Origin of the sequence: Amycolatopsis plumensis (assembly GCF_042652605.1) — a bacterium.
In the GTDB taxonomy this organism is placed as follows: Bacteria; Actinomycetota; Actinomycetes; order Mycobacteriales; family Pseudonocardiaceae; genus Amycolatopsis; species Amycolatopsis plumensis.
Genome location: NZ_JBHSJY010000001.1, coordinates 94,621 through 117,957 on the forward strand (window position 1 = coordinate 94,621; position 23,337 = coordinate 117,957).

The 23,337-nt window shown below is 72.4% G+C and carries 25 protein-coding genes; 5 read left to right on the plus strand and 20 right to left on the minus strand.

Annotated elements, in window-relative coordinates; translation table 11 throughout:
- Positions 1-2 precede the first annotated feature (2 nt).
- Both ACFPLC_RS00490 and dnaG read right to left on the minus strand, forming a co-directional pair.
- Positions 3-524 (minus strand): hypothetical protein, encoded by a 522-nt coding sequence (locus ACFPLC_RS00490; RefSeq protein WP_378196587.1) that lies wholly within the window; start codon positions 522-524, stop codon positions 3-5.
- 1 nt (position 525) lies between these two features.
- Positions 526-2,433, minus strand: coding sequence for a DNA primase (gene dnaG / locus ACFPLC_RS00495; RefSeq protein WP_378196590.1), 1,908 nt, complete (start codon positions 2,431-2,433; stop codon positions 526-528).
- A gap of 63 nt (positions 2,434-2,496) precedes the next feature.
- Between dnaG and ACFPLC_RS00500 the strand changes: the two genes are divergently transcribed.
- On the plus strand, positions 2,497-3,438 hold the full coding sequence (locus ACFPLC_RS00500; RefSeq protein ID WP_378196593.1) for a sigma-70 family RNA polymerase sigma factor: 942 nt from the start codon (positions 2,497-2,499) through the stop codon (positions 3,436-3,438).
- On the opposite strand, the gene ACFPLC_RS00505 is transcribed toward ACFPLC_RS00500, so the two are convergent.
- From ACFPLC_RS00505 to ACFPLC_RS00515, 3 genes are all read right to left on the minus strand, one after another.
- On the minus strand, positions 3,419-4,189 hold the full coding sequence (locus ACFPLC_RS00505) for a hypothetical protein (RefSeq protein WP_378196596.1): 771 nt from the start codon (positions 4,187-4,189) through the stop codon (positions 3,419-3,421). The two genes, ACFPLC_RS00500 and ACFPLC_RS00505, sit on opposite strands and share 20 nt — an antisense overlap.
- A gap of 128 nt (positions 4,190-4,317) precedes the next feature.
- Positions 4,318-4,884 carry a carboxymuconolactone decarboxylase family protein gene (locus ACFPLC_RS00510; RefSeq protein WP_191307382.1) on the minus strand — a complete coding sequence of 189 codons (567 nt, stop codon included), beginning with the start codon at positions 4,882-4,884 and terminating at the stop codon, positions 4,318-4,320.
- Positions 4,885-4,906: 22 nt separating this feature from the next.
- Positions 4,907-6,265: an MFS transporter gene (locus ACFPLC_RS00515; RefSeq protein ID WP_378196599.1), complete on the minus strand. Its 1,359-nt coding sequence runs from the start codon at positions 6,263-6,265 to the stop codon at positions 4,907-4,909.
- Between the two features lie 24 nt (positions 6,266-6,289).
- Here ACFPLC_RS00515 and ACFPLC_RS00520 point away from each other — a divergent pair, with 24 nt between their 5' ends.
- Positions 6,290-6,739: a MarR family winged helix-turn-helix transcriptional regulator gene (locus tag ACFPLC_RS00520; protein ID WP_378196602.1), complete on the plus strand. Its 450-nt coding sequence runs from the start codon at positions 6,290-6,292 to the stop codon at positions 6,737-6,739.
- Here the strand turns inward: ACFPLC_RS00520 and ACFPLC_RS00525 are convergent.
- On the minus strand, positions 6,736-7,440 hold the full coding sequence (locus ACFPLC_RS00525; protein WP_378196605.1) for a carboxymuconolactone decarboxylase family protein: 705 nt from the start codon (positions 7,438-7,440) through the stop codon (positions 6,736-6,738). The two genes, ACFPLC_RS00520 and ACFPLC_RS00525, sit on opposite strands and share 4 nt — an antisense overlap.
- Before the next feature lie 101 nt (positions 7,441-7,541).
- Here ACFPLC_RS00525 and ACFPLC_RS00530 point away from each other — a divergent pair, with 101 nt between their 5' ends.
- Positions 7,542-8,141: a TetR/AcrR family transcriptional regulator gene (locus tag ACFPLC_RS00530; protein ID WP_378196608.1), complete on the plus strand. Its 600-nt coding sequence runs from the start codon at positions 7,542-7,544 to the stop codon at positions 8,139-8,141.
- A gap of 8 nt (positions 8,142-8,149) precedes the next feature.
- Here ACFPLC_RS00530 and ACFPLC_RS00535 read toward each other — a convergent pair whose 3' ends face one another.
- The 13 genes from ACFPLC_RS00535 to ACFPLC_RS00595 form a co-directional block, all read right to left on the minus strand.
- A complete protein-coding gene (locus ACFPLC_RS00535) occupies positions 8,150-8,689 on the minus strand; it encodes a DinB family protein (protein ID WP_378196610.1) in 540 nt (179 codons plus the stop codon).
- The gene (locus ACFPLC_RS00540) at positions 8,686-10,506 is read right to left on the minus strand and encodes a glycosyl transferase (RefSeq protein ID WP_378196613.1); all 1,821 of its coding nucleotides are present in this window, start codon (positions 10,504-10,506) and stop codon (positions 8,686-8,688) included. Before ACFPLC_RS00540 ends, ACFPLC_RS00535 begins: the two co-directional genes overlap by 4 nt.
- Entirely contained in the window at positions 10,503-11,582 is a 1,080-nt protein-coding gene (locus ACFPLC_RS00545) for a serpin family protein (RefSeq protein ID WP_378196616.1), read from the minus strand. The genes ACFPLC_RS00540 and ACFPLC_RS00545 overlap by 4 nt, the downstream gene beginning before the upstream one ends.
- A 191-nt stretch (positions 11,583-11,773) precedes the next feature.
- A complete protein-coding gene (locus ACFPLC_RS00550; protein ID WP_378196618.1) occupies positions 11,774-13,048 on the minus strand; it encodes a deoxyguanosinetriphosphate triphosphohydrolase in 1,275 nt (424 codons plus the stop codon).
- Positions 13,049-13,082: 34 nt separating this feature from the next.
- Positions 13,083-13,736 carry a YdcF family protein gene (locus ACFPLC_RS00555; RefSeq protein WP_191307399.1) on the minus strand — a complete coding sequence of 218 codons (654 nt, stop codon included), beginning with the start codon at positions 13,734-13,736 and terminating at the stop codon, positions 13,083-13,085.
- Positions 13,737-13,760: 24 nt separating this feature from the next.
- Entirely contained in the window at positions 13,761-14,366 is a 606-nt protein-coding gene (locus ACFPLC_RS00560; protein ID WP_103348153.1) for a response regulator transcription factor, read from the minus strand.
- Entirely contained in the window at positions 14,363-15,565 is a 1,203-nt protein-coding gene (locus ACFPLC_RS00565; protein ID WP_378196622.1) for a sensor histidine kinase, read from the minus strand. The genes ACFPLC_RS00560 and ACFPLC_RS00565 overlap by 4 nt, the downstream gene beginning before the upstream one ends.
- A gap of 19 nt (positions 15,566-15,584) precedes the next feature.
- Positions 15,585-16,325, minus strand: a complete 741-nt coding sequence (locus tag ACFPLC_RS00570) for an ABC transporter permease (protein WP_378196625.1) — start codon at positions 16,323-16,325, stop codon at positions 15,585-15,587.
- Positions 16,322-17,254: an ABC transporter ATP-binding protein gene (locus ACFPLC_RS00575; RefSeq protein WP_378196628.1), complete on the minus strand. Its 933-nt coding sequence runs from the start codon at positions 17,252-17,254 to the stop codon at positions 16,322-16,324. Before ACFPLC_RS00575 ends, ACFPLC_RS00570 begins: the two co-directional genes overlap by 4 nt.
- Before the next feature lie 92 nt (positions 17,255-17,346).
- The gene (locus ACFPLC_RS00580; RefSeq protein ID WP_378196631.1) at positions 17,347-18,735 is read right to left on the minus strand and encodes a glycine--tRNA ligase; all 1,389 of its coding nucleotides are present in this window, start codon (positions 18,733-18,735) and stop codon (positions 17,347-17,349) included.
- An 87-nt stretch (positions 18,736-18,822) separates the two neighbouring features.
- Positions 18,823-19,473 carry a class F sortase gene (locus ACFPLC_RS00585; RefSeq protein ID WP_378196988.1) on the minus strand — a complete coding sequence of 217 codons (651 nt, stop codon included), beginning with the start codon at positions 19,471-19,473 and terminating at the stop codon, positions 18,823-18,825.
- 80 nt (positions 19,474-19,553) lie between these two features.
- Positions 19,554-20,195, minus strand: a complete 642-nt coding sequence (locus ACFPLC_RS00590) for a class F sortase (RefSeq protein WP_378196634.1) — start codon at positions 20,193-20,195, stop codon at positions 19,554-19,556.
- Positions 20,196-21,284 (minus strand): LPXTG cell wall anchor domain-containing protein, encoded by a 1,089-nt coding sequence (locus tag ACFPLC_RS00595; RefSeq protein WP_378196637.1) that lies wholly within the window; start codon positions 21,282-21,284, stop codon positions 20,196-20,198.
- Positions 21,285-21,548: 264 nt separating this feature from the next.
- Here ACFPLC_RS00595 and ACFPLC_RS00600 point away from each other — a divergent pair, with 264 nt between their 5' ends.
- A complete protein-coding gene (locus tag ACFPLC_RS00600; protein ID WP_191307870.1) occupies positions 21,549-21,914 on the plus strand; it encodes an ArsR/SmtB family transcription factor in 366 nt (121 codons plus the stop codon).
- Positions 21,914-22,339, plus strand: a complete 426-nt coding sequence (locus ACFPLC_RS00605) for a Fur family transcriptional regulator (RefSeq protein WP_378196640.1) — start codon at positions 21,914-21,916, stop codon at positions 22,337-22,339. Before ACFPLC_RS00600 ends, ACFPLC_RS00605 begins: the two co-directional genes overlap by 1 nt.
- A gap of 142 nt (positions 22,340-22,481) precedes the next feature.
- Here the strand turns inward: ACFPLC_RS00605 and ACFPLC_RS00610 are convergent, their stop codons facing one another.
- Positions 22,482-23,309 carry a helix-turn-helix domain-containing protein gene (locus ACFPLC_RS00610; protein WP_378196642.1) on the minus strand — a complete coding sequence of 276 codons (828 nt, stop codon included), beginning with the start codon at positions 23,307-23,309 and terminating at the stop codon, positions 22,482-22,484.
- Between the last annotated feature and the right edge of the window lie 28 nt (positions 23,310-23,337).

Below are 23,337 nucleotides of genomic sequence, written 5' to 3' on the forward strand. Positions count from 1 at the left end.
TGCTATTCCGCCGGGTTGACCAGCTTCGCGGCGGCCTGCTCGGCGATGGCCTCGACCAGGGCGGCGTCGGTGCCGGGATCCGGCCGGACCTGCAGCACGGTGCCGTCCCGGCCGGGCACCTTGCGCTGGACGAACCACGCTCCCCCGGCGCCGATCTCCTGCCGGTGCCGCGAGCGGATAGAGCCCTCGACGCGCTGGTAGGCCTCGCGGGGCACCTTGCCCGGCGCCGGCAGCCGGAACCGCACCGGCGGGAGGTCGGCCAGCACGACCGCCGCACCCGCCGTCCCCACCTCGGACGACTCCGTCAGCGTGAAGACGCCGTCCGCCCAGGTCGCCTTGGCGACGAGGTGCCAGCCGACGCGGCGGGGGCTGTCGTCCGCGGGGATCCACAGCCCCAGTGCGGTCACCACGAGGTGGCCGCCGCCCTCGACCGGGGCGCTGTCCACGACTTCTTCGCCCGGCGCGAGCGCACCGGTGAAACCCGGAGGTGTGCGGTCGCCCAGCAACCGGCGCAGGAACCCCATCTCAGCCCCACGCGCCGGCGGCGGCCTGCTCGCCCAGCGACTTCTTGTACTGCTCCAGCGCGACCAGATCACCGAACAGCGCGCGGTAGTCGTCCGGCGCTTCGACCGGCGACAGCCGCTGCAGCTTCCCCTTGATCTCCGCGATCTGCCGCCCGACGAGGCCTTCCTGCAGCCGCGCGAGGATCGAGGAGATGTACCGCGAGTCGACCTCGTCTTTGGCCTGCAACGGTTCCACGGCCAGCTCCGACAGCACGCGCCGGACCGTCCCTTCCGGACAGTGCGGGGCGGCCGCGTCCAGCAGCGCCGGCCCGGTCAGGCCCGAACCCGCGCCGCCCGCCTTCAGGACGGCCTCGTGGACGGCCACGTACACCGGGTGCGTGAACGCCTCCAGCGGCAGGGCGTCGTACTCCGGCCCGGCGATCGCGGGCTGCTGCAGCGCCGCCTTCAACGCTTCGCGCTGCACGGCGAACCGCGGGTCCTTCGGCGCCGGGCGGGCGATGTCCTGGGTGGGAGCGGCGGCCGGCACCGTCTGGGCCCGCGCCGGCTGCCGCACCGGCGCCCCGCCGCGCTTGTCCGTCGCGCCCGCGCTGCCGCGGACGCGGTTGACCACCTGCGCCACGTCCTGCCAGCCGACCCACCAGGCGAGCTTCGACGCGTAGCCGTCCCGGGCCGCGCGGTCCTTGATCGACGCCACCATCGGCACGGTCTTCTGCAGCGCCGCCACCTGGCCGTCGACCGAGTCGAGGTCGTAGTTCTTGAGCGTGCTGCGGATGACGAACTCGAACAGCGGCGTGCGCCGCGCGACCAGGTCCTTCACCGCGCTGTCGCCCTTGGCCAGCCGCAGCTCGCACGGGTCCATGCCGTCCGGCGCGACCGCGATGTACGTCTGGCCGGCGAAGGTCTGGTCGCCTTCGAACGCCTTCAACGCGGCCTTCTGACCGGCTTCGTCACCGTCGAAGGTGAAGATGACTTCGCCGCGGAAGGCGTCGTCGTCCATCATCAGCCGGCGAAGCACCTTCATGTGGTCTTCGCCGAACGCCGTGCCCGAGGAGGCGACCGCCGTCGGCACACCCGCGGCGTGCATCGCCATCACGTCGGTGTATCCCTCGACCACGACCACCTGGTGCCGCTTCGCGATTTCGCGCTTGGCCAGGTCGAGGCCGAACATGACCTGGGACTTCTTGTAGATCGGCGATTCGGCCGTGTTCAGATACTTCGCCGAGATGCGGTCGTCTTCGAACAGCCGCCGCGCGCCGAAGCCGACGACGTCGTTGCCGACGTCGCGGATCGGCCAGACCAGCCGCCGGTGGAACCGGTCCATCGGGCCGCGCTGGCCCTCCTTGGACAGGCCCGCGGTGAGCAGCTCCTTGACCTCGAAGCCGCGGTTGAGCAGGAACTTCGTCAGCTTGTCCCAGCCGCCGGGTGCGTACCCGCAGCCGAACGTCTTCGCCATGGCGGCGTCGAACCCGCGCTCGGACAGGAAGTCCCGCGCCGGGCGCGCCTCGTCGGTGACCAGCTGCTCGGCGTAGAACTCCTGCGCCAGGCGGTGGGCCTCGACCAGCCGGGTGCGGCTGCCGCGGTCGCGCTGGACCGTCGCGCCGCCGCCTTCGTAGGTGAGCCGGATGCCGACCCGGTCGGCCAGCCGCTCGACGGCCTCCACGAACGAGATCAGGTCGATCTTCTGGATGAACTTGATCACGTCACCGCCCTCGCCACAGCCGAAGCAGTGGAAGGTGCCGTGCGTCGGGCGGACGTTGAACGACGGGGTCTTCTCGTTGTGGAACGGGCAGAGGCCCTTCAGGCTGCCCCCGCCGGCGCGGCGCAGCGCCACGTACTCCCCGACGACCTCGTCGATCCGGTTCCGCTCGCGCACCTCCGCGATGTCGCTCTCCCGAATCCGTCCTGCCACCTCACCACAATAGATCGGACCTCGTCCACGGGGAGATGCGACCTCATCCGGCACACTCTTGGCATGGCCTCCTCCACCGCCCAGGACACGCTCGCCGCGCAGTTCGCCGAGCACCGCAGTCACCTGATCGGGGTGGCCTACCGGCTGACCGGCACGCGCGCCGACGCCGAGGACGCCGTCCAGGAGTCCTGGTTCCGCCTGGCCGGGCTGGACGACGCGGGCCGCGCGGCGATCCGCGACCTGCGGGGCTGGCTGACGACCGTCGTCGGCCGGATCTGCCTCGACCGGCTCAAGTCGGCGGCCGCGCAGCGGGAGAAGTACGTGGGCAACTGGCTGCCCGAGCCGGTCGTCACGCCGTTCGGGCGGCCGGTCAGCGAAGACCCACTGGACGTCGCGGTCCGCGACGACGGGCTGCGGATGGCCGCGCTCGTCGTCCTCGACAAGCTGACGCCGGAGCAGCGCGTCGCGTTCGTGCTGCACGACGCCTTTTCGGTGCCGTTCGCCGAGATCGCGGACGCGCTCGGCGTCTCGGTCGACGCCGCGCGGCAGTACGCCTCCCGCGGCCGCAAGGCCCTCGCCGACGCGGACCCGGCGCCACGCATCCCGCTGGACGACCAGGCGAAGGTCCTCGAGAAGTTCGTCGTCGCCCTGCAGGCGGGCGACGTCCGGGCGATGACCGAGCTGCTGGCCCCGGACGTCGTGCTCATCGGCGACTCGAACGGCAAGGGCCGGACCACGCGCCAGCTCATCGTCGGCCCGGACAAGATCGCCCGCTTCTTCGTGGGCCTCACGAGGAAGTACCCGTCCGGAGTGCTCACCAGCGGCACGCCGGTGCTCGTCAACGGCGACCTCGGGGTGTACCTCGCTCCGCAGCCGGCCCGCGACGGCCTCTTCGCCCTCGACGAGCACGTGCAGGCGATGACCGTCCGCGACGGGAAGATCGTGGCGATCTACGACGTCGTCAACCCCGACAAGCTGGCCCGGATCACGCGTCCCGGCGCTTGACCCGCACGATCCCGGCCGCGAGCAGGACGGCGGCGAAGAGCCCGAAGTAGGCCAGCGCCCAGCCCGGGCTCAGCGGCGAATCGGACAGGACCGCGGCGTTGCCGCCGTCCCGGCCCGCGTTGGCCTCCCCGCTCCCGCTGAGGAACTTCGTGACGGCGTTCAGCGGCAGCCACCGGTGGATCGCCTGCCCGGCCCGCGGGATGAGCTGGACGAGGTTCTCGACCATCAGCGGGTAGGCGACGAGCACGGCCACCGCGCCCGCCGTGTACCGCACGAGCAGGCCGACGCCGACCCCGCAGACCGCGGCGAGGGCGAACACCGGGCCGGTCCCGGCGACGATCCGCCAGTCCGCGGCGCTGTCCAGGACGAGGTCGGCGTCCGGGGCGAGGACCCGGGCCACCAGCCAGGCCGTGAACGCGGCGGCTTCGCCCAGCAGGAAGGCGTAGCCGGCGACGAGCGCGGCCTTGGCCAGCAGCACCGGCGTCCGGCTCGGCACGGCCTGGAAGGTGCCGTGGATCGTGCCGGAGTGAAACTCGCTCGTGACGGCGAGCGCGGCCAGCACCAGTACGGCGACCAGCGCGAGCTGGTAGCCGGACTGCGTGCTGGCGACGGTGGGCGGCAGGTGGGCCTCCCCGGCGCTGAGCGCCGCGATCGCGGCCGGGAAAACCAGCGCCACCACGGTGAAGATGCCGCACACCCAGGGCGTGGCGATGCTGAAGAGCTTGATCCGTTCACTGGCGACGAGGTGCATGCGCAGAACGGTCCCGCGCCGGACCCCGGCGGCGCGTCCCACCGCGGTCCGAACTCCCGCCTCCCCCTGTGGTCGGGTGGTCGTGAGTGGTAAGGCGGGTTAGAACCCGCCTTACCACTCACGAGCGGTTACGGGAGCGGGACCCGGCACGCGTCGCCGGAGGTGAAGCCCTGGTCGACGATGCCGAGCGCGCTGTTCATCCGGGCGCGGGAGTTCTCCAGCGCGATCTGATAGGTCAGCTCGAGGACGCCGTCGCGGCCGAACTCGCGCTCGAGCTCGGCGACCTGCTCGTCGGTCACGGTCACCCGGTCGCCGGACATCGCGTCGGCGTAGGCGAGCGCCAGCCGCTCCTGCCTGCTGAACGCGGGCGAGGTGGCGTAGTCGTCGATCTTCGTGAGCCGCTCGATGTCGAGGCCGTCGTGCTTCTGCAGCATGGTGCCGAAGTCGACGCACCACGAGCAGCCGATCCGCGTCGCGACCCGGTACACGGCCAGTTCGCGGACGTTCGCCGCCAGCTTCTTGGAGGCGCGTTCCACCAGCAGTTCGTGCACGACGTTCGCCCGCAGCAGGCCGGGGTGGTGCGCGACGACGGCCATCGGCTCCGGCACGGCGCCGTAGCGGCGGCCGGCGATCCGGTAGAACAGCCTGGTCAGCGGCCCGGCTTCCGAGGTCTTCTTCGCGGTGATGCGCGGCATGGCGGTCTCCTTCGTCCGGTGTCTACGAGCTGGACGAGACGGCGTCGGCCGACGTGACACCGGGCGCTGTGAGCCAGGCCACCAGCATCGTCACCGCCGCCGCGGCGAACACGACGGTGAGGCCCGGCGCGGCCAGCCCGCCGGTGGTGGCGAGCGCGAGCCAGCCGAACACCGCGGCCCCGGCCAGGCCACCGGCCTGCCGGGCGAAGGTCAGCGACCCCAGCGTGACGCCCAGCAGCGCCCGGTCCGCCCGTGTCTGGCCGAGCACGGTGTAGGCGGACGTGCAGACGGCGAAGGCCGCGCCGATCGCGAACAGGCCCGGGGCCAGGAACCCGGGTGCGCCGCCGAAGGCCGCCGCGACGGCGATCGCGGCGAGCCCGGCCGTGCCGAGCAGGCAGCCGGCCCGGCCCCACGCCGTCATGTCCGGGTGCCGCCGGGCCAGTGCGGCGAAGGACGCCGACAGGACGAGCTGTCCCGCGGTCATGGCGGCCAACAGCAGCCCGGTGCCCGCCGCGCCCGCACCGGAAGCGGCGACCAGGGCGACGTAGGTGAAGGTGCCGTAGAGCGCGGCACCCGCCAGGCCGTTGACGACCACCGCGCGCTTGAGGACGGCGTCGGCGAACACCTTCGCCGAGATCAGCGGGCTCGGCGTGCGGCGCTGCCGCCGGACGAACAGGAAACCCGCCCCGACGGTCGTTCCCAGCAGCACCGGCGTCCACAATGGACTCCTGGCGAGCGCATCGACCGTGCCGAGCGCGACGACGGCGGCACCCGCGACGGTCAGCAGCGCACTGCCCGGGACGTCGAACTTCTCCTTGTCCTGACGCCGTTTTCCGGGCAGCCCGCGCAAGCCGAAGACCAGGGCGGGCACGCTCAGCGGCAGGTTGACCAGGAAGATCCACCGCCAGCCGGGGCCGGCCGCGAGCAGGCCGCCCAGCGGCGGCCCGCCGAGCGTGGCGGCCGCGAAGGCGGCCGTCTGCCAGCCCTGGCGGCGCAGCAGCTCGTCGCGGTCGAACAGCTCGCCGAGCGCGCTCATCGCCGTGACGATCAGGCCGCTGCCGCCCAGCCCCTGCAGCGCGCGGGCGGCGATCAGCGAGCCGAGATCGGGCGCGGCGGCGCACCACGCGGACGCGGCGGCGAACACGAGGACCGACAGCGTGAAGGACATCCGGCGGCCGTATAGGTCACCGAGCCTGCCGTGCAGCGGCGTCGCGACGGTCAGGGTCAGCAGGCCGGCGGCGGTGACCGCGACGAGCCCGGTGCGGGCGTGCAGGTCGGCGCCGATCGACGGCAGGGCCGCGGTGAGGACCAGGCCGTCCAGCTGGGCCATGGCCATGCCGAGCAGGAGGCCGACGTAGGCGAGGTTCCGAGATGCGTGCATAAAGCACACGTTATAACGTGTCTTATGCACGCATCAAGCGAGGGTGGCCCGGCCCTGTTCCGCCTGGTCCGGCACTGGGCGCGCCAGTGGGCGCCGGACGTCGTCGAGCGGTTCGGCGAGGACACCCCGCCGTCGTGGACCGTGCCGAACCTGTTCGTCATCCAGGCCGTCGACGGCACGGCGGGCGACGAGGTGACCGTCGCGGACGTGGCCCGCCAGCTGGGCATCGACCGCTCGGTGGCCAGCCGGATGGTGGCCGAGGCGGCGCGAGAGGGCTTCGTCGCGCGCTCGACGTCGACACGCGACGCGCGCCGCGCGGTCCTCACCCTCACCGACTCGGCGAAGGAGTTCCTCGACGCTTCACGGGCCCACCAGCGTCAGGCGTTCGAAGCGCTGGTGGGCCATTGGGCGGAGGAGGACCGCGAGCGGTTCGCCGGCTATCTGAGCCGGCTCGCGGACGAAGTGCTCGGTTAAGCCAGGATCGCGTTCAGCGCCTCCCAGGCGTGCCAGGCCCGGGTGACGCCGAACTGGGCGTTGAACCGCAGGGCCGCCCGGACGTCCTCCGGCGCCGCACCGCCCCGCAGCGCGCGCCCGACGTGCGTGCGGAAGGTGTCGGCCAGGGTCTGGTAGTGGACGTCGACACTGAGGCTGACCAGCCCGCGCTCGCGCTCGCTGAGCGTGCCCGGCCCGTGCCCGGTGCGCATCCGCGACTGCAGGTCGAAGTAGCCGGTGAAGTGCGGGTCCAGCTCGGTCAACCGGGCCCGCACCGCGTCCGGCAGCGGGCTGGGCGCCGCGTCCGGCCCGGTCGACACGAGTTCCGGGGCCAGCGGTTCGGCGTCCGGACGCGGCAGGCCGAGCTGCGCTTCGAGCTCGCTGATCCGCTCGATGCCCGCGGTGGCGGCGTGGTAACCGCAGTCGTACGACACGAACCGCAGCAGCTCACGAATGTCCCCTGTGGACACTCCGGCCGCCAGCCCGGCCCGCACGTGCGCCGTGAACGCCAGGCCGAGGCTCGCCTGGCAGACGTCGGCCGTGACGCACAGGAAGGTCTTCTCGCGGTCGGTCAGCTCGGGAATCGACCGGACATACCGCGCGGTGGCGCCGACCATCTGGGCGAAGACCGGGTCGAGCGCGGCCAGCCGTTCGAGGTTCGTCGGCGTTTCGGTGGTGGTCAAGCTCTGCTCCCTCAGTTGAATGAACGTTCGTAGCGCTACAGCTGTAGTGCAAATGACGCTACACCTGTAGCGCGATGGGTGTCCAGCTACACTCGGTGCCGATGGAAGAGACCAGACGCCGCCCGAACGCCCGGGGCAAGGGCGAGCTGCTGCGCGAAGAGATCGTCACGGCCGCCGTCGGCATGCTCGACGAACTCGCCGACGACGAGGCGCTGTCCCTGCGCGCGGTCGCGCGCGCGGTGTCGATCGCGGCGACCTCGGTCTACCTGCACTTCCCGGACCGCGACGCCCTGGTGCTGGCCGCCATGCGGCGCTGCCACGAGGAACTGGTCGGGGCCGGCGACGAGGCCGCCGCAGCGGCCTCCGGTCCGGCGGACGCGCTCCGCGCCCGGATCCTGGCGCAGGCCGCATGGGCCCAGGAGCACCCCGGGCTCTACAAGGTGCTCCACGAAAGCGCGGTCCACCGGCGGCACGGGATGCCGTTCAAGGAGGTGATGGTCGCCCGCACGGTCGAGGCGGTCCAGGCGTGCATGGACGCCGGTGTCGCCCCGGCCGACGACGCCACGACCGTCGCCATCGACCTGCGGACCGCCGTCAACGGCATGCTGGCCCAGCGGATCAACGAGCCCGACCTGCCCTGGCCGCCCGCGGCCGAGCAGCTGGACCGGTTCCTGGTCAAGCTGGTGGGCCTGCGGCGGTAGCGGCCCGGCTACTCCCCCGTGCTGCCGTCGATCGCCTCGCGGACCAGGTCGGCGTGGCCGTTGTGGCGGGAGTACTCCTCGACCATGTGGACCAGGATCCAGCGCAGGGTCGGCGCGCTGCCGTCCCGCCGGGGACGCCGGGCCCGCTGCGCCAGATCGCCGTTCGCCACGGCCTCCGCCACCGCCGCCCGCGACCGCTCGACCGCGACCGCCCAGAGTTCGCGCAGCTGCTCCGGAGTGTCGCCAGCCGCGGAATCCCAGTCCCAGTCCGGCGTGGCGGCCCAGTCGACGGCGTCGAAGGGCGCCATCCGGTCCCGGCCCCACAGCACGTGGGAGAACCAGTGGTCCTCCACGTAGGCCAGGTGCTTGAGCAGCCCGCCGAGCGTCATCGTGGACGGCGGGTGCGTCGCGCGCAGGGCCGCCGCGTCCAGCCCCGCGCACTTCCAGGCCAGCGTCGCGCGGTGGAAGTCGAGGAAGCCCAGCAGCGTGGCCGCTTCGTCGCCGTCGAGGGGCGGCTCGGGCCGGCCCTGTTCGTCCACAGTGGTCATGAGGCCGACGCCGTCAACGGGCGGACGTCCCAGATCCACACGCCGCCGACGAATTCCGCCGGCTTCCGCAGCAGCAGGTCCACAGTGGACTTCAGCGCTTCCTGGTTCTGCCGCGGCCCGACCACGAGCACGCTCGCTTTCCACTTCCGCAGGTCCGTGAGCGCCTGCGTGCGGTCGGCCTCGGTGATCTCCGCCGCCTGGCCGGTGCGCTCGACCTGCGCGAACAGGTCCGACGTCGGCAGCGGGACGGCGCCGTACCGGCCGCGGCGGTCGTCCGGGGAGGTGGGGCCGACGAAGTAGCCCTCCGGCATCGGGTAGCCGAGCCCGGCGTCGACCTGCCAGTGCAGCGGCTCGGCCTCCCCGGTGCTCGGCAGCGGCACGGGCACCAGCGAACCGCCCGGGGCGACGTACTGGCGCCAGATCCCGTCGGCGAAGAACGGCGGCGAGAGGGGACGCTGGTGCGTCACCAGCTCCGTCGGCGCGATCGGCAGCAGCACGGCCACCACCGCGCCGATCCAGATCATCCGCAGCGGGAACGCCGGCTTGCCGTCGAGCGGCTCCGGCAGCCGGCTCGCCGCCGTCCAGACGCGGTGCGTCGCGATCGCCAGGAGCCCGCCCACCGCCGGGATGCAGCCCATCGCGAGCCGGGATTCGAGCAGCGAGTCGAGCAGCGGCAGCTGGCCCAGCCACTTCCACGGCCCGGCGATACCGGTGTCCTCGTGCGCGACGGTGATCTCGATGCCCAGCGAGAGCAGGGCCATCACGTACATCGTGATCGCCAGCGCCCGCGAAACGACGTCACGCCACAGCCAGATGGTCAGCACCACCATGAGCACGATGAGCGGCCAGCCGAAGAAGGCGTTCTCCTCGGTGCGGTTCATCGAGACGTCCGCGGCCGCCTCGGGCGCGCCGGCGATCGACTGCGTCGCGAACCGGGTGAACGCGGCCGTGTCGTTGCCCGCGGAACCGTGCAGCAGCGAGTGGAAGCTCTGCGGGCCGAAGAACTGCCAGTACAACGGGAACCCGGCGATCAGCAGGGCGACGACCGCGCCGATCCCGACGCCCTTGCCCAGCGGCGCCAGCATGCCCTTGATCTCCGCGCGGTGCGGGATCAGGTAGGCGACCGCGAACACGAGGAAGGCGAGCGCGAAGATGGCCAGCGGCTCTTCGCCGAGCAGGATCTGCCACGCGACGAGCAGGCCGAGCACGATGCCGTTGCGCACCGGGCGTTCGCCGCGCGCGATCTGGATCGTCTTGAGCGCGATGAACGGCAGCACGAACAGCACGACGAAGTTCGGGTGCGCGTTGCCGTGCGAGATCATCGGCGGCGCGAAGCCGCAGAAGGCGCCGCCGATCGCGGCCGCGGTCCGGTTCGGCACCAGGTGCCGGGAGAAGACCCAGTACCAGCCGGTCGCGGTGCCGGCGAGGCCGGCGGTGAGCACGATCGCCCAGGTGAGGGTCGCGCCGAAGGTGAGCGTGAGCGGCGCCAGCGGGATGTTCAGGCCGAACATCGCCGCGTTCGCCGCCATGTTGACGCCGAGCGGGTAGTTCTGGAGGTCGGTGGTGAACGGGTTCTGGAAGTGCAGGACGGCCTTCGCGACGACCGTCGAGTACCACTCCCACTGGCTCTGGTCGGCGCCGCCGTTCCAGAGGTAGCCGCGCTTGAGGTCGAACCACAGCCCGTTGTAGAGCAGGATCGTGAACAGCAGGAACCCGCCGGTGATCGCGGAATCCTGCCAAGCCCAGCGCTTCGGGCCTTCGGGGGGTTCGGGAGCGGGCGGCACCAGCTCGGGGACGGCTTCGGACTTCAAGCTCACGGTTCGACCACCCTGGCGAGGAAGTAGAGCGCCCCGGTTCCGGCGTGCCGGACCAGCAGCAGGAACGGCCGGTCCACCGTCACGGCGACCGGGTCGTCGATCATCATCGAGGTGAGGCGCATGACCAGCGCGGTGGCCGCGGCCCCCTCGAAGCCTTGTTCGTCGACGCGCAGCACGGCCTGGTGCAGCACCTCGGACACGGTCAGCCGCGGATCCGGCGAGAGGCCGGTCAGGTCGGCGTCGTCGGTGAACAGCGTGCGCACGCCGAGGCCGTGCAGCACACCGGCGAGCTTGCTGGAGACGTCGAGCGAAATCTTGGGCAGCGACAGTTCCACCGGCTTGAAGCGGATCTTGCCGAGCAGGCTGGTCAGCGCGGCCTGGTCGAGCCGGGATTCCGCCTCGGCGAGGTCGCCGTCGGGCAGCAGCACGACGGCCTGCAGGCCACCGGCCGCGGCCAGCTGCACCGCCTGCCAGCCGCCGTCGTGCGCGTAGCCGAGCTTCTCGCTGAGCCACATGGTCGGCACGTCCCGCGGGCCGGACGGGGCGTGGAACGGGGCGTCGCTGGTGTTGGCTTCGCGGAACGGCAGTTTCCACGCGGCTTTGAGGTACAGCGCGTTGACGAGCACGGCGGCGACGTCGGAGTCGATCGAGCCGGGCGGCAGCAGCTGCGGGATCAGGCCGCGCGTGGTGCGCCCGACGTCGTCGTTGATCAGCGCGCGAGCGGATTCGGGTGCCTTCTCGAAGGGCGCGCTCGCGACGGCGGCCCCGGGCCATTCGGCCAGCTCGGCCTTGAAGGAGTCTTCGAGCGGGAGCCGGTCGTCGGCCCACAGCGTGTTGGCCACGGCGAGCTCGGGCTCGTCTTCGGTGAGCTGGGTGGCCTCCCGCAGCAGGACGGTCTGCGCACCCGGGTCGCCGAGCAGCGCGACGAGCTCCTCCCGCGTGCGTCCCCGGGCGGCGTGCGCGGCGAGGGTCAGCGCACTGGCCACCGAATACGGCGAAAAGCAGGAGTTCCCGCCCTCGGCACCGAGGGCCGCGTGGACGGCGAGGGCGAACCGGAGGTGGCTGTCCGTGGCCATGCGGGCGAGAGTACCGGAACGCCGCCCCCCACCGGCCCCCCACGCGCAACTCCTCCCGAGCATGACAATTCCCCCGCGAAACTTTCACCGCCCGCCCCTACCGACCCGCTGAGGCCGAACGCAGTGAATGACTCATTCCTGGCGTCGGACGTCAGGAATGAGTCATTCACTGCATCGCCCTCCGTGTTGATTCAGCGGTGGTGGCGGGTGACGTGCCAGGAGTACCAGGCGTGGGCCTGGGCGTCGGTGAGGGAGGCGACCTGGTCGACGACCACGCGGAGCAGGCCGGCGTCGTCCGCGGCGGTGTTCCAGGCCGGGACGAACAGCGGGTCGAGGGACTCCGGGGCCCGGCGGGCCAGTGCGTGGACCAGCTCGGCCAGCAGCTCGCGCTGGCCCTCCTGCATCGCCAGCCGCCGTCGGTCGCTCATCACGTACCGCAGGGCCAGCGCCTTCAGCAGGGCGACCTCCGCCGCCACCTGCTCGGGGACGCACAGGTTCGCCCGGTAACGCGTCAGCGGCCCCTCGCCGAACTTCTCGCGCGTGCCCGTGACCGCCGCCGTGGTGAAGCGGCCGACCAGCTCGCTCGTCAGCCGCTTCAACGCGACCTGGGCCCCGGGCGAACCGTCCGGCTCGGCCGACGCCAGCGCCGACACCACCGGCAGCGCCAGCAGTTCCGCCGCCGCATCCTCCAAAGTGGACACCGATTGCGCGGAGAAGTGCTTGGCGGCGGCCTCGGCGACGGCCGCGCGCTCGTCCGGGTGGGCGAGCACCCGCAGCTTGATCCGGCCGGCCAGCACGCCGTCCTCGACGTCGTGCACCGAGTACGCGACGTCGTCGGCCCAGTCCATGATCTGGGCTTCCAGGCACCGCTGCTCCGCCGGCGCGCCCGCGCGGAACCACTCGAACACTCCGGCGTCGTCGCCGTAGACGCCGTATTTGACCTGCCCCGGCCGGCGCGGCCACGGGTACTTCGTGGTCGCGTCCAGGCACGCGCGGGTCAGGTTGAGCCCGACCGGATCACCCTCGGCGGACAGCAGTTTGGGCTCCAGCCGGGTGAGGATGCGCAACGTCTGCGCGTTGCCCTCGAACCCGCCGCAGGCGGCGGCCACTTCGTCGAGCGCGCGCTCGCCGTTGTGCCCGAACGGCGGGTGCCCGATGTCGTGCGCCAGCCCCGCGGTGTCCACCAGGTCCGGGTCGGCGCCCAGCTCGTCGGCGATGCCGCGGCCGATCTGGGCGACCTCCAGGGAGTGCGTCAGCCGCGTGCGCGGGACGCCGGTGACCTCGGCGCCCTCCCCCGGCCCGACCACCTGGGTCTTGCCCGCGAGCCGCCGCAGCGCCGCGGAGTGCAGCACCCGGGCCCGGTCGCGCGAAAACGCGCTGCGCCCGTCCGCCCGCGCGCCGGGCAGCGCCGCGACCTTGGCCGGCTCCGGCAGCAGGCGGGCGGTGTCGTGCTCGGTGTAGTTCACCCGACCAGCCTAAACGCGCCCACCGACAGAAAGCTCAGCTCAGGAAAGTCGCGAACAGGTCATCCGCGGGCGTCTTCGTCAGCCGGTAGTACAGCAGTGCCCCGGTCTCGCGGACGATGTACCGCACCTGGGTGACGCGCTCCTGGACGATCGGCCCGCTGTGCGTCGGGGCGGTCCAGGCGTCCAGGCCCAGGTCGCCGGCCATGGTGCGGGCGCGGAAGGAGTGCCACGGGTCGCTGACCAGCACCGCCGTCCGCCAGCCGCGGGCCTCCACCTGCTGGGCGACCGCGCGCAGGCTGCGCAGCGTGTCGCTGCCTTCGCCGACGGCGAGCGTCGCCGACGCCGGCACCCCGCGCCGGGTCAGCCAGAGCTGGCCGGCCCGGGCCTCGGTGTAGTTGTCCTCGGCCTTCTTGCCGCCCGCGGTGACGATCGTCTTCGCGACGCCGGTGTCGTAGAGCTGCTTGGCCTTCGCCAGCCGGGCGGCGTAGATGTCCGACGGCTTGCCGTTGTACTGGGCCGCGCCGAGCACGACGATGACGTCGGCGGGGGTCCGGTCGTTGTCGCGGGCGACCTGCCACACCCGGAACGCGGTGCCGCCGATCAGCGCCACCAGCACGAGGACCGTGCCGAAGACGATCCGGCGCACCCAGCTCGCGACCGACGGTTTGCTGCGTTCAGCGGTACCCACCCGGCCCATTGTTTCAGACGCGGCTCAGAGCCAGCCACGCTCCTCGGCGACGCGCACCGCTTCGGCCCGCGTCCGCGCCCCGGTCTTGCCGATGGCCGCGGACAGGTGGTTGCGGACGGTGCCTTCCGAGAGGTGCAGGGCCCGGGCGACGTCGGCCACCGTGCTGCCGTCCTTGGCTTCCCGCAGCACGTCCCGTTCCCGCCCGGTGAGCGGGCTGGCCCCGGTGGCCAGTGATTCCGCCGCCAGCGCCGGGTCCACCACCCGCAGTCCACTGTGGACCCGGCGGACGGCTTCGACGAGCTGCTCCGGCGGCGCGTCCTTGACGACGAACCCGGCCGCGCCCGCCGCCATCGCCCGGGCGAGGTAGCCGGGACGGCCGAACGTCGTGCAGATGATCACCCGGCACGACGGGAGCGCGGCCCGCAGGTCGGCCGCGGCCTCCAGGCCGTCCTTGCCCGGCATCTGGACGTCCAGCAGGGCAACGTCCGGCTTGGCCTCGCGCGCGGCGGCCACCACCTCGTCGCCCGAGCCGACCTGCCCGACCACTTCGATGTCGTTCTCGAGGCCCAGCACGGTGGCCAGCGCCCCGCGGACCATGGCCTGGTCGTCGGCCAGCAGCACCCGGATCAAGCGAGTCCTCCCGCGGGTTCGGCGCGCACGGCCGGGGTGGCCGGGCTCGGTTCGAGCAGCGGGATCTCCGCCCGCACGGTCAATCCTCCCCCGGGCCGGACCGACGTCCGCAGCGTCCCCCCGGCCGCGGCCAGCCGCTCGGACAGCCCGCGCAGGCCGTTGCCCGCGACGACGTCGGTGGCCGTGCCGTCGTCCTCGATCTCCAGCCAGTTGCCGCCCAGCCGCACGCGCACCCGCTTGGCGCCGGAGTGCCGCAGCACGTTCGTGACGGCTTCGCGCAGCACGTACCCGAAGGTGGGCTGGAACTCCGGCCGGACGTTGTCGACGGCGTGCGGCAGGTCGGCGTCGATCTCCGCGGCCCGCAGCGCCGCACGAGCGCCGACGAGCTCCGCCGACAGCGACACCTCGCGGTTCGCCGACACGGTGGCGCGGACGTCGGACAGGGCGCTGCGGGTCAGGCTTTCGACCTCGCGGATCTCCTCGACCGCCCGCGGGATGTCCCCGGCGCTCTCCAGCACCCGCCGGGCCAGCCCCGCCTTGACGGTGATCGTGGTGAGGCTGTGCCCGAGCAGGTCGTGCAGGTCGCGGGCCAGCCGCTCCCGCTCGTTCGCCACGGCCAGCGTGGCGATCTCCTCGTTCGCGCGTTCCAGCCGCCGGACCGCGCGGACGAGGTTGGCCATGAAGAACATGGCCAAGGTGATCGAGGCGACCGTGATCAGGTCGCCGTAGCCGTCCAGGAACCGGCCTCGAGCCAGCAGGATCACCGCGCCGACGGCCAGTGTGGGCAGGTCGATGATCACCGCCCAGGCGGCCGGAACCAGGAACACGACCACCGCCGTGCCGTAGAGCAGGACGAACCCGCTGCCGGCGGCCACCGCCAGCGAGGCGAGCCCCAGGACGTTCATCGCGACGCAGAAGGCCAGCTTCACGCGGCGTTCCCGGTCGAAGACGAACGGGAACACCGCATAACACGCGGAATAGGCGTAGACGACGAGGGCGGTGAGCACGAGCTCCGCGGTGACCGCGGGCTGGGCCAGCAGCGAGCGGGTGACCGGGAGGAGGAACGGCAGCAGGAAGACCACCGCCATGAACGGCCAGCGCCAGCCGCCCGGCCCGTGCTTGCGGGCGTCGGGCAGCGGGTCCACCCACCACGATTCCTTGCTGTCCAGCCCGAAGCTGCGTTTCCCGGTCTCCGCCATCGCCGTTCCCCTCCGGCCCTCAGACGCGGGCGCTGTCCTTACGGTAACGCCTGATCACCAGGGCTCCCAGCACGACCGTCCAGGCCCCGAGCACCCCGGCGGCCGTGGGCAGCGAGACCACCATGTCGCTGGTCACCGCGGGCCGGGCGACCTGCAGCACCCAGTACGTCGGCATGATCTGGGCGACGTCGTGCATCCAGCCCGGCATCGACTCGATCGGGATCCACAGCCCGCCCAGGAACCCCATGCCGAGCGTCACGAGCATATTGATCGGCTGCATCGAGTCCGGCGTGCCGAACTGGCCGAGCAGCAGGCCCAGCAGCACCAGCGGGATCGTGCCGAGCCAGATGCCGGCGAAGATGCGGACCCAGCCGCTCGCGTCGACGTGCACGCCCTCGGCCAGGACGCCCAGCAATGGAACGAGCACGAGCGCGGGCAGCCCCACGAGCAACCCGGAGATCCCCTTGCCCGCCAGGTAGCCGGTGCCGGTCAGCGGGGTCAGGCGCAGCTGCCGCTGCCAGCCGACGGCCCGTTCCAGGGCCAGCCGGGCCCCGCTGTTGGTCGCCGCGGCGAAGACGCCGAACGTCATCATGTTGATCATGATCACGGCGGCGATCTGCGCGTGGTCCGGATCGCTCGACTTGGTGAAGACGTTGGCCTGCAACAGGAACATCAGCACCGGGAAGGCCACGACGAAGATCAGGAACCGCGGCGCCCGGAAGTTCCGGCGGATCTCGGTGAGCAGGTAGGTCGTGTTCATCGCACGGGCTCCGCGGTCTCGTCGGCGGTCAGGGACAGGAAGGCGCCTTCGAGGCCGACGGCGCTGATCTCGACGTCGTGCACGGCCGGCACCGCGGCCTTGAGCGCCCAGAGCGTGGCGTCGGAGTCGGCGGTGGAGATCGCGACGCGGTCGCCGCGCAGCTCGAACTCCTTGACCCCGGGCAGCGCGGCGATCACCGCCTCGGTGGCGCCCGGGACGGCGGCACGCAGGGTGCGCCCGCCGGCCAGCGCGCGGACCTCGGCGACGGACCCGTCGGCGACGATCCGGCCGCGGCGCATCAGCACCACCCGGTCGGCGAACTCCTCAGCCTCTTCCAGGTAGTGCGTGGCGAACAGGACCGTGCGGCCGGACTCGGTGAAGGAGTACATCGACTGCCAGAACTCACGCCGCGTCCCCACGTCCATCGCGGCGGTGGGCTCGTCGAGGATCAGCAGGTCGGGGTTGCTGACCAGGGCGACGGCGAACCGCACCCGCTGCTTCTGCCCGCCGGAGAGCTTGTTGGCGCGACGGCCGGCCAGCTCCTCGACCCCGGCGGCGCGCAGGGCCTCGGCCACCGGCATCGGCTTGCGGTGCAGCGCCGCGACCATGCCGACGGTCTCGCCGACGGTCAGGTCGTCCATCAGGGCGCCGCCCTGCAGCATCGCGCCGATCAGCCCGGCGCGGACGGCGTCGATCGGCTTGCGCCCGAACACGCGCACTTCGCCGGCGCCGGGGCTGGTCAGGCCGAGGATCATGTCGACGGTGGTGGACTTGCCGGCCCCGTTCGGGCCGAGCAGGGCGACCACCTCGCCCGGGGCGATCGTCAGGTCGACGCCGTCGACCGCGTGGACGTCACCGTAGTGTTTCCGCAGGCCGGTGAGGTGAATCGCGGCCCCCGCCGCCACCGCCCGGATGTCTGTTTCTCGCATGCCCCCAGGCTGCCGCCCGGCGGGCCCGGGTCCCCGGATCGTGCGTCACGACTTGGCCGTGACAGGTGTCAGGGGCACCCGGGCCCGGGGGGTCAGCAGCCGATGAGGCGGCCCGCCAGGTAGGACTCGAGCTTGTCGATCGCGATGCGCTCCTGCGCCATCGTGTCGCGCTCGCGCACGGTCACGGCCTGGTCCTCGAGCGAGTCGAAGTCGACCGTGACGCAGTACGGCGTGCCGATCTCGTCCTGGCGGCGGTAGCGGCGGCCGATCGCCTGCGCGTCGTCGAAGTCGACGTTCCAGTGCTTGCGCAGGGTCGCGGCCACCTCCTTGGCCTTCGGGGTCAGGTCGGCATTGCGCGAGAGCGGCAGCACCGCGACCTTGAACGGCGACAGCCGCGGGTCGAGCTTGAGCACCACGCGGGTGTCGGTGCCGCCCTTGGCGTTCGGCACCTCTTCCTCGACGTAGGAGTCGATCAGGAACGCCATCATCGAGCGGCCGACACCGGCCGCCGGCTCGATGACGAAGGGCCGGTACCGCTGGCCCGAGGCCTGGTCGAAGAACGACAGGTCCTGGCCCGAGTGGTTCGAGTGCGTCGTCAGGTCGAAGTCGGCGCGGTTGGCGATGCCCTCGAGCTCGCCCCACTCCTGGCCCGCGTTGAACTCGAACCGGTACTCGATGTCGACGGTGCGCTTCGCGTAGTGCGAGAGCTTTTCCTTCGGGTGCTCGTAGTGGCGCAGGTTGTCGGCCTTGATGCCGAGGTCCGTGTACCACTTCGTGCGCTCGTCGATCCAGTACTGGTGCCAGCGCTCGTCTTCGCCCGGCTCGACGAAGAACTCCATCTCCATCTGCTCGAACTCGCGCGTCCGGAAGATGAAGTTGCCCGGCGTGATCTCGTTGCGGAAGGACTTGCCGATCTGGCCGATGCCGAACGGCGGCTTCTTCCGCGACGTCGTCTGGACGTTGGAGAAGTTCACGAAGATGCCCTGCGCGGTCTCCGGGCGGAGGTAGGCCAGGCCCTCTTCGGTCTCCACCGGGCCGAGGTAGGTCTTCAGCATCATGTTGAAGTCCCGCGGCGGGGTGTACTTGCCGCGCGTGCCGCAGTTGGGGCACGGCACCTCGGACAGGTCGTCTTCGCTGGTCTCCTTGCCGGTGCGCGCCGCGAACTCCTCGGCGAGCTGGTCGGCGCGGAACCGCTTGTGGCATGACAGGCACTCGATCAGCGGGTCGGTGAACACGTTCACGTGCCCCGACGCGACCCAGACCTCACGCGGCAGGATCACCGACGAGTCGAGGCCGACGACGTCGTCGCGGCCCTGGACGACGGTCTTCCACCACTGGCGCTTGATGTTGTCCTTGAGCTCGACCCCGAGCGGCCCGTAGTCCCACGCAGAGCGGGTGCCGCCGTAGATCTCTCCGCTGGCGAAGACGAAACCACGGCGTTTGCACAGGCTGATGATCTTCTCAATGGTGTTCGTGGGCACTCCACGCTCCGAAAAGCTTGCGGGGACGGTTCAGGACTGAACGTCCAGGGTATCGGCCGGGGCCCACCGCTTTTCGCGCAGGTGAGCCTACGGCCGCGACACCAGCGACGCCGTCACGACGCGGTTGTCCTCGTACCCCTCGCTGCCGCCGACGTACTCGCCGCCGCAGGTGACGAGCAGCAGCTTGTGCGGGCCGTCGGGGTCGAACAGCTGCTCGGACCGGCCGGCGAGGTCCGACTTGTGCACGGTCTCGGCCGTGTCGATCCGGTACACCCACCCGCCGCCGGCGGCGTCGGTCAGCTTGACCTGCTGCCCCGGCTTGACCTGCCAGAGCTCGGTGAAGGGGCCCTTCTTGCCCTTCCAGTTCACGTGCCCGGACAGCAGCGCGACGCCGTGGTCGGCGCCCAGCTTCGCGCCCCACCAGGCGGCTTCGTCGAGCCCCTCCGGGATCTTCAGCGCGCCCGCGGCGTCGAGGTCCTCCTTGATCAGCTTCGCGGTGCCGCCGCCGGGCAGGGAGAGCCGGTCCGGGTCGCTGCCGGTCTCCGGACGGGTGCCCTGCGGGGCCGGCTGGTTCGCGGCCGGGACGGGTGTCCCGGCGCCGTTCGCGACGGCCGGTTCATCCTTTCCGGTGAACACGAGGAGGGTCACGACGAGGGCCGCGACCACGAACACCCCGGCGACGCCGACGATCCACCAGCGGCCGGAGCCCTTCTTCGGCTCCGGGTTGTGCTCCTGCATGGGCGTGCGCTCCTTCGCTGTCGTGGCCAGTGCAGGGACAGGCATGCCGCGAAGGGCGCGAAAGGTTGCAGCGAACTCGATCAGCCGGTGGGGCGCGTCACCAGCTTGGCCGTGACCAGGCGGTTCTCGTCGTAGCCTTCGGTGCCGCCGACGTAGTCGCCGCCGCAGGTCACCAGCACCAGCCGGTGCGGGCCGTCCTGCCCGAACCACCGGGCGGCCTGCGAGGGCAACGCCTCCTTCGGCAGCGTGACGACGTCGTCGACGCGGTACACCCACCGGCCGCCGCGCGCGTCGACGACGCTGACCTCGTCGCCGTCGCGCATGCGCCACAGCTCGTCGAACGGCCCGCGCCTGCCCTCCCAGTTCACGTGCCCGGACAGCAGGGCGGCACCGCGGGCCGCGCCCAGCTTGGCGCCCCACCACGCGGCGTCGCCCAGGCCGCGCGGGATGGGCAGCACGCCCGTATCGGTGAGTTCGGTGCGGACCAGGCGGGCGGTGGCGCCACCGGGCAGCCGGACCGTGCCCGGCCGCTGCTGCGCGGCGGACTCGCTGTCCGCGGGGAGCACGGCCGGGGCCGCGTTCTCCCCCGGCAGCGAGCCGGGCGGGGGTGGCGCCGCCAGGGGCGTGACCGTCGGCGGCAGCCAGGTCAGCACGACGATGCCGGCCGCGAAGGCGGCCACGGCCAGCGCCGTCGAGACGGCGGCCAGCGCGGTGCGCAGCACCTAGTCCGACCCGGTTTTGCGCCGCCTGCCCAGCAGCAGGGCGACGGCGGCGAGGAAGACGCCGCCGAAGAGCAGGCCGATGCCGAACGGCACGCGGGAGCCGTCGTCGCCGGTGGCCGGCGCGGCCGCGCCCAGGTAACCGGCCGGAACCTGGGTCGGCACCGCGGCCTGCGTGGCGGCCGGGCCGCCGGTGGGGGCGGCGGCCTTCGCGACGAAGCCGTTCGAGATCGAGCAGCTGACCCCGCCGAGCACGATGTTCGTCTTCACGTCCTGCAGCGCGGCGGCCTGCGCGTCCTTGACGTGGGTGGTGATCTCGACCCGCCAGCCGGCGACCGCGGTGTGGTCGCCCCCGCGCCAGCCGTCCTGGCGGATCAGCTGGCCGAAGGCGGTGACGCGGGTCAGCCTGAGGTCGGAGACGGTGGTCGCCCGGTCGGCGTTGGTGATGTCGCCCGGCGGGCCGAGCCGGAGGTTCTTCAGCTCGAGACCGGCGTTGCCGCCGGGCACCGGGACGATGCCGAGCCCGCCGCCGGCCTGGCGCACCCACAGCCGGGTCACCGCCGTGGCGGCCGACAGCTTCGCCGGACCGGTGCACTCCACCGACGTCTTGGCCCCTTCCAAGACGAGCACGGTGTTGTCGGCCGGTTTGGTGCCGCCTTGCCAGTTGTCCCGCAGCGCATAGTTGGTCTCCGCGGCGGCGGTGGGCACGGTCGTGGCCTGCAACGCGGCGAAGACGTTGTGGTCGCGGCTCGCTACCCCCGGCGGGTACGGGTTCTGTGACGCGCTGTAGCGGCCGAGGTCGATCTGGTAGTGCCCGCCGAAGGTGGCGCGCTCGCCGTCGTCCTTGGGGACCGAAACGCGGTCCGCGCCGAGCTTCGACTGGCCGGGCAGCAGCGGGGACCGTTGCGTTTCGGTGATGAGGGCGCCGCCGCGCTGGCCCTCGTCCCCGATCCGCACCGAGGCGATGTTCGCGAACGAGACCGGGCCGGTCTTCTCGTCGACGGCCTGGGCCTGCGCCCCGGCGACACCCACGCCGACCAGCGGGAACACCGCGACCGTCAGTGCGGCTGCCTTCGTCACGAATCGCGTCATGTCTCCCCACTGCTCTGCTCCGGGCGGCTCGCCGGCGTCCGGGAAGCGGCGAAACGCTCCGCGACAACCTTGCACCGTCGGCCACGACATGCGAAGCCGCAGGGCCAATATCCCACGAACTCACCCGAACGGGGTAATACGACCGGCCGTACCCCGCAGCTCGGCGCCGAAGCGGGGGTCCCGGACGGGGGAACACTAGGATGGGCCGGGCCGTTATCGGCAATGACTACGGAATTCATGGTCGCGGGCAGCGTGGAGGCGGGAATGGCGACGGTCACCGGGAGTGGCGCCCAGCCGGGGCTCGCGGACTGCACCCCGGCGTCCCCGGCGGCGCCCGCCCATCCCCCACAGTCGGTGCTGACCGACGCGGGCGACCTGCTGCGCGCGCTGGCGGCGCCGGTCCGGATCGCGATCGTGCTGCAGCTGCGCGCGGCCGACCGGTGCGTGCACGAGCTGGTGGACGCGCTCGACGTCGCCCAGCCGCTGATCAGCCAGCACCTGCGGGTGCTGAAGACGGCTGGGGTGGTCCAGGGCGAGCGGCGCGGCCGTGAGGTCGTCTACCGGCTCGCCGACGACCACCTGGCGCACATCGTGGTCGACGCCGTCGCCCACGTGCAGGAAGGAAAGTGATGAACCCCGCCGCTGAGCCGGCCGCACAACGCGGCCAGGCCCCGGTCCCCGGGCGCCGCTCCACCCGGCAGCGGTCCGCGGTCGTCGAGCTGCTGAGCACGATCGACGACTTCCGATCGGCCCAGGAACTCCACGACGAGCTGCGCAAACGCGGCGACGGCATCGGCCTGACAACGGTGTACCGCACGTTGCAGTCGCTGTCGGAGGCGGGTGAGATCGACGTGCTGCGCACCGATTCGGGCGAGGCGATCTACCGCCGGTGTTCCGCGCACCACCACCATCACCTGGTGTGCCGCCTGTGCGGCCGGACGGTCGAGGTCGAGGGGCCGGCGGTGGAACGCTGGGCGGAGAAGATCGCGGCGGAGCACGGCTTTTCGGAGATTTCGCACACGGTGGAGATCACCGGCACCTGCGCCGAGCACTGACACCAACGCATCTCGAAGGTCGGGTCGCGCACTCGGAGAGTCGGCTCGCGTACCGGGAGGGTCGGCCTGCGCACCTGAAGGGTCGGCTTGCGTACCTGGAGGGTCGGGTCGCGGGTCTGGGTGAGCGACTCGGCGGTGGCGATCAGGTTCGCGGTGCTGCGAGCCAGGCCACGGTGTCGATGGCCAGCCACGGGGCCGTCGCCAGCGCGGCGGGCGTCAAGCCCGTGATCGCCCGGGCTTGGCGGTGGAGGTGCGACTGGTCCGCGTAGCCGCTCCGGCCGGCCACCGCCGCCGGTGGGTGGCCGGCCGCCAGGAGGTGGGCCGCGTGGTCGAAGCGGACCAGCTGGGCCGCCCGCTTGGGCGTGAGGCCGAGCTGCGCGCGGAAGCGGGACCACAGGCGCTGGCGGCTCCAGCCGACTTCCTCGGCCAGGCCGTCGATCCGCAGTCGGCCGCGGGCGGCCTGCGTCCGGCGCCAGGCCTGCGCCACCTCCGGCTCGACCCGGGACGGCACCGCCAGGCGGCGGGCGAGGACGTCCGTCGCGATCGTGAAGCGTTCGTCCCAGGTCGGGGCGTCGCGCAGGCGTTCCTCGAGCCGTCCGGCGTCGCGTCCCCAGACCTCCTCCAGGGTCGCCACCGTGCCGGTGAGCTCGGCTGCGGCGCCGAGCACCACGCTCGCGACCGCCGGGGACAGCCGGATCTGCAGGCCGCTCCCCTCCTGGCCGCCGGTGCGGAGGCGGCCCGGGAGCAGCCCGGCCACGAAGCTGCCCCGCCGGGAAGTCCCGCCGGCTTCGCGGACGATCCCCCCGGTCTCGCTCAGGTCGAGGAACAGCGTCACCGACGGGTGCGCGACCATCGCGATCTCCACGTCGCCGCGAACCCGCTGGCGGAACCCGGCCATCGCGACGCCCGGCAGGCCGCTTCCCGGGCGCGGCACGGCGACGTCCACGTCCGCCCACGTCCAGCCGCTCACCTACGCAGGGTAGGCCGCCGCCGCGAAG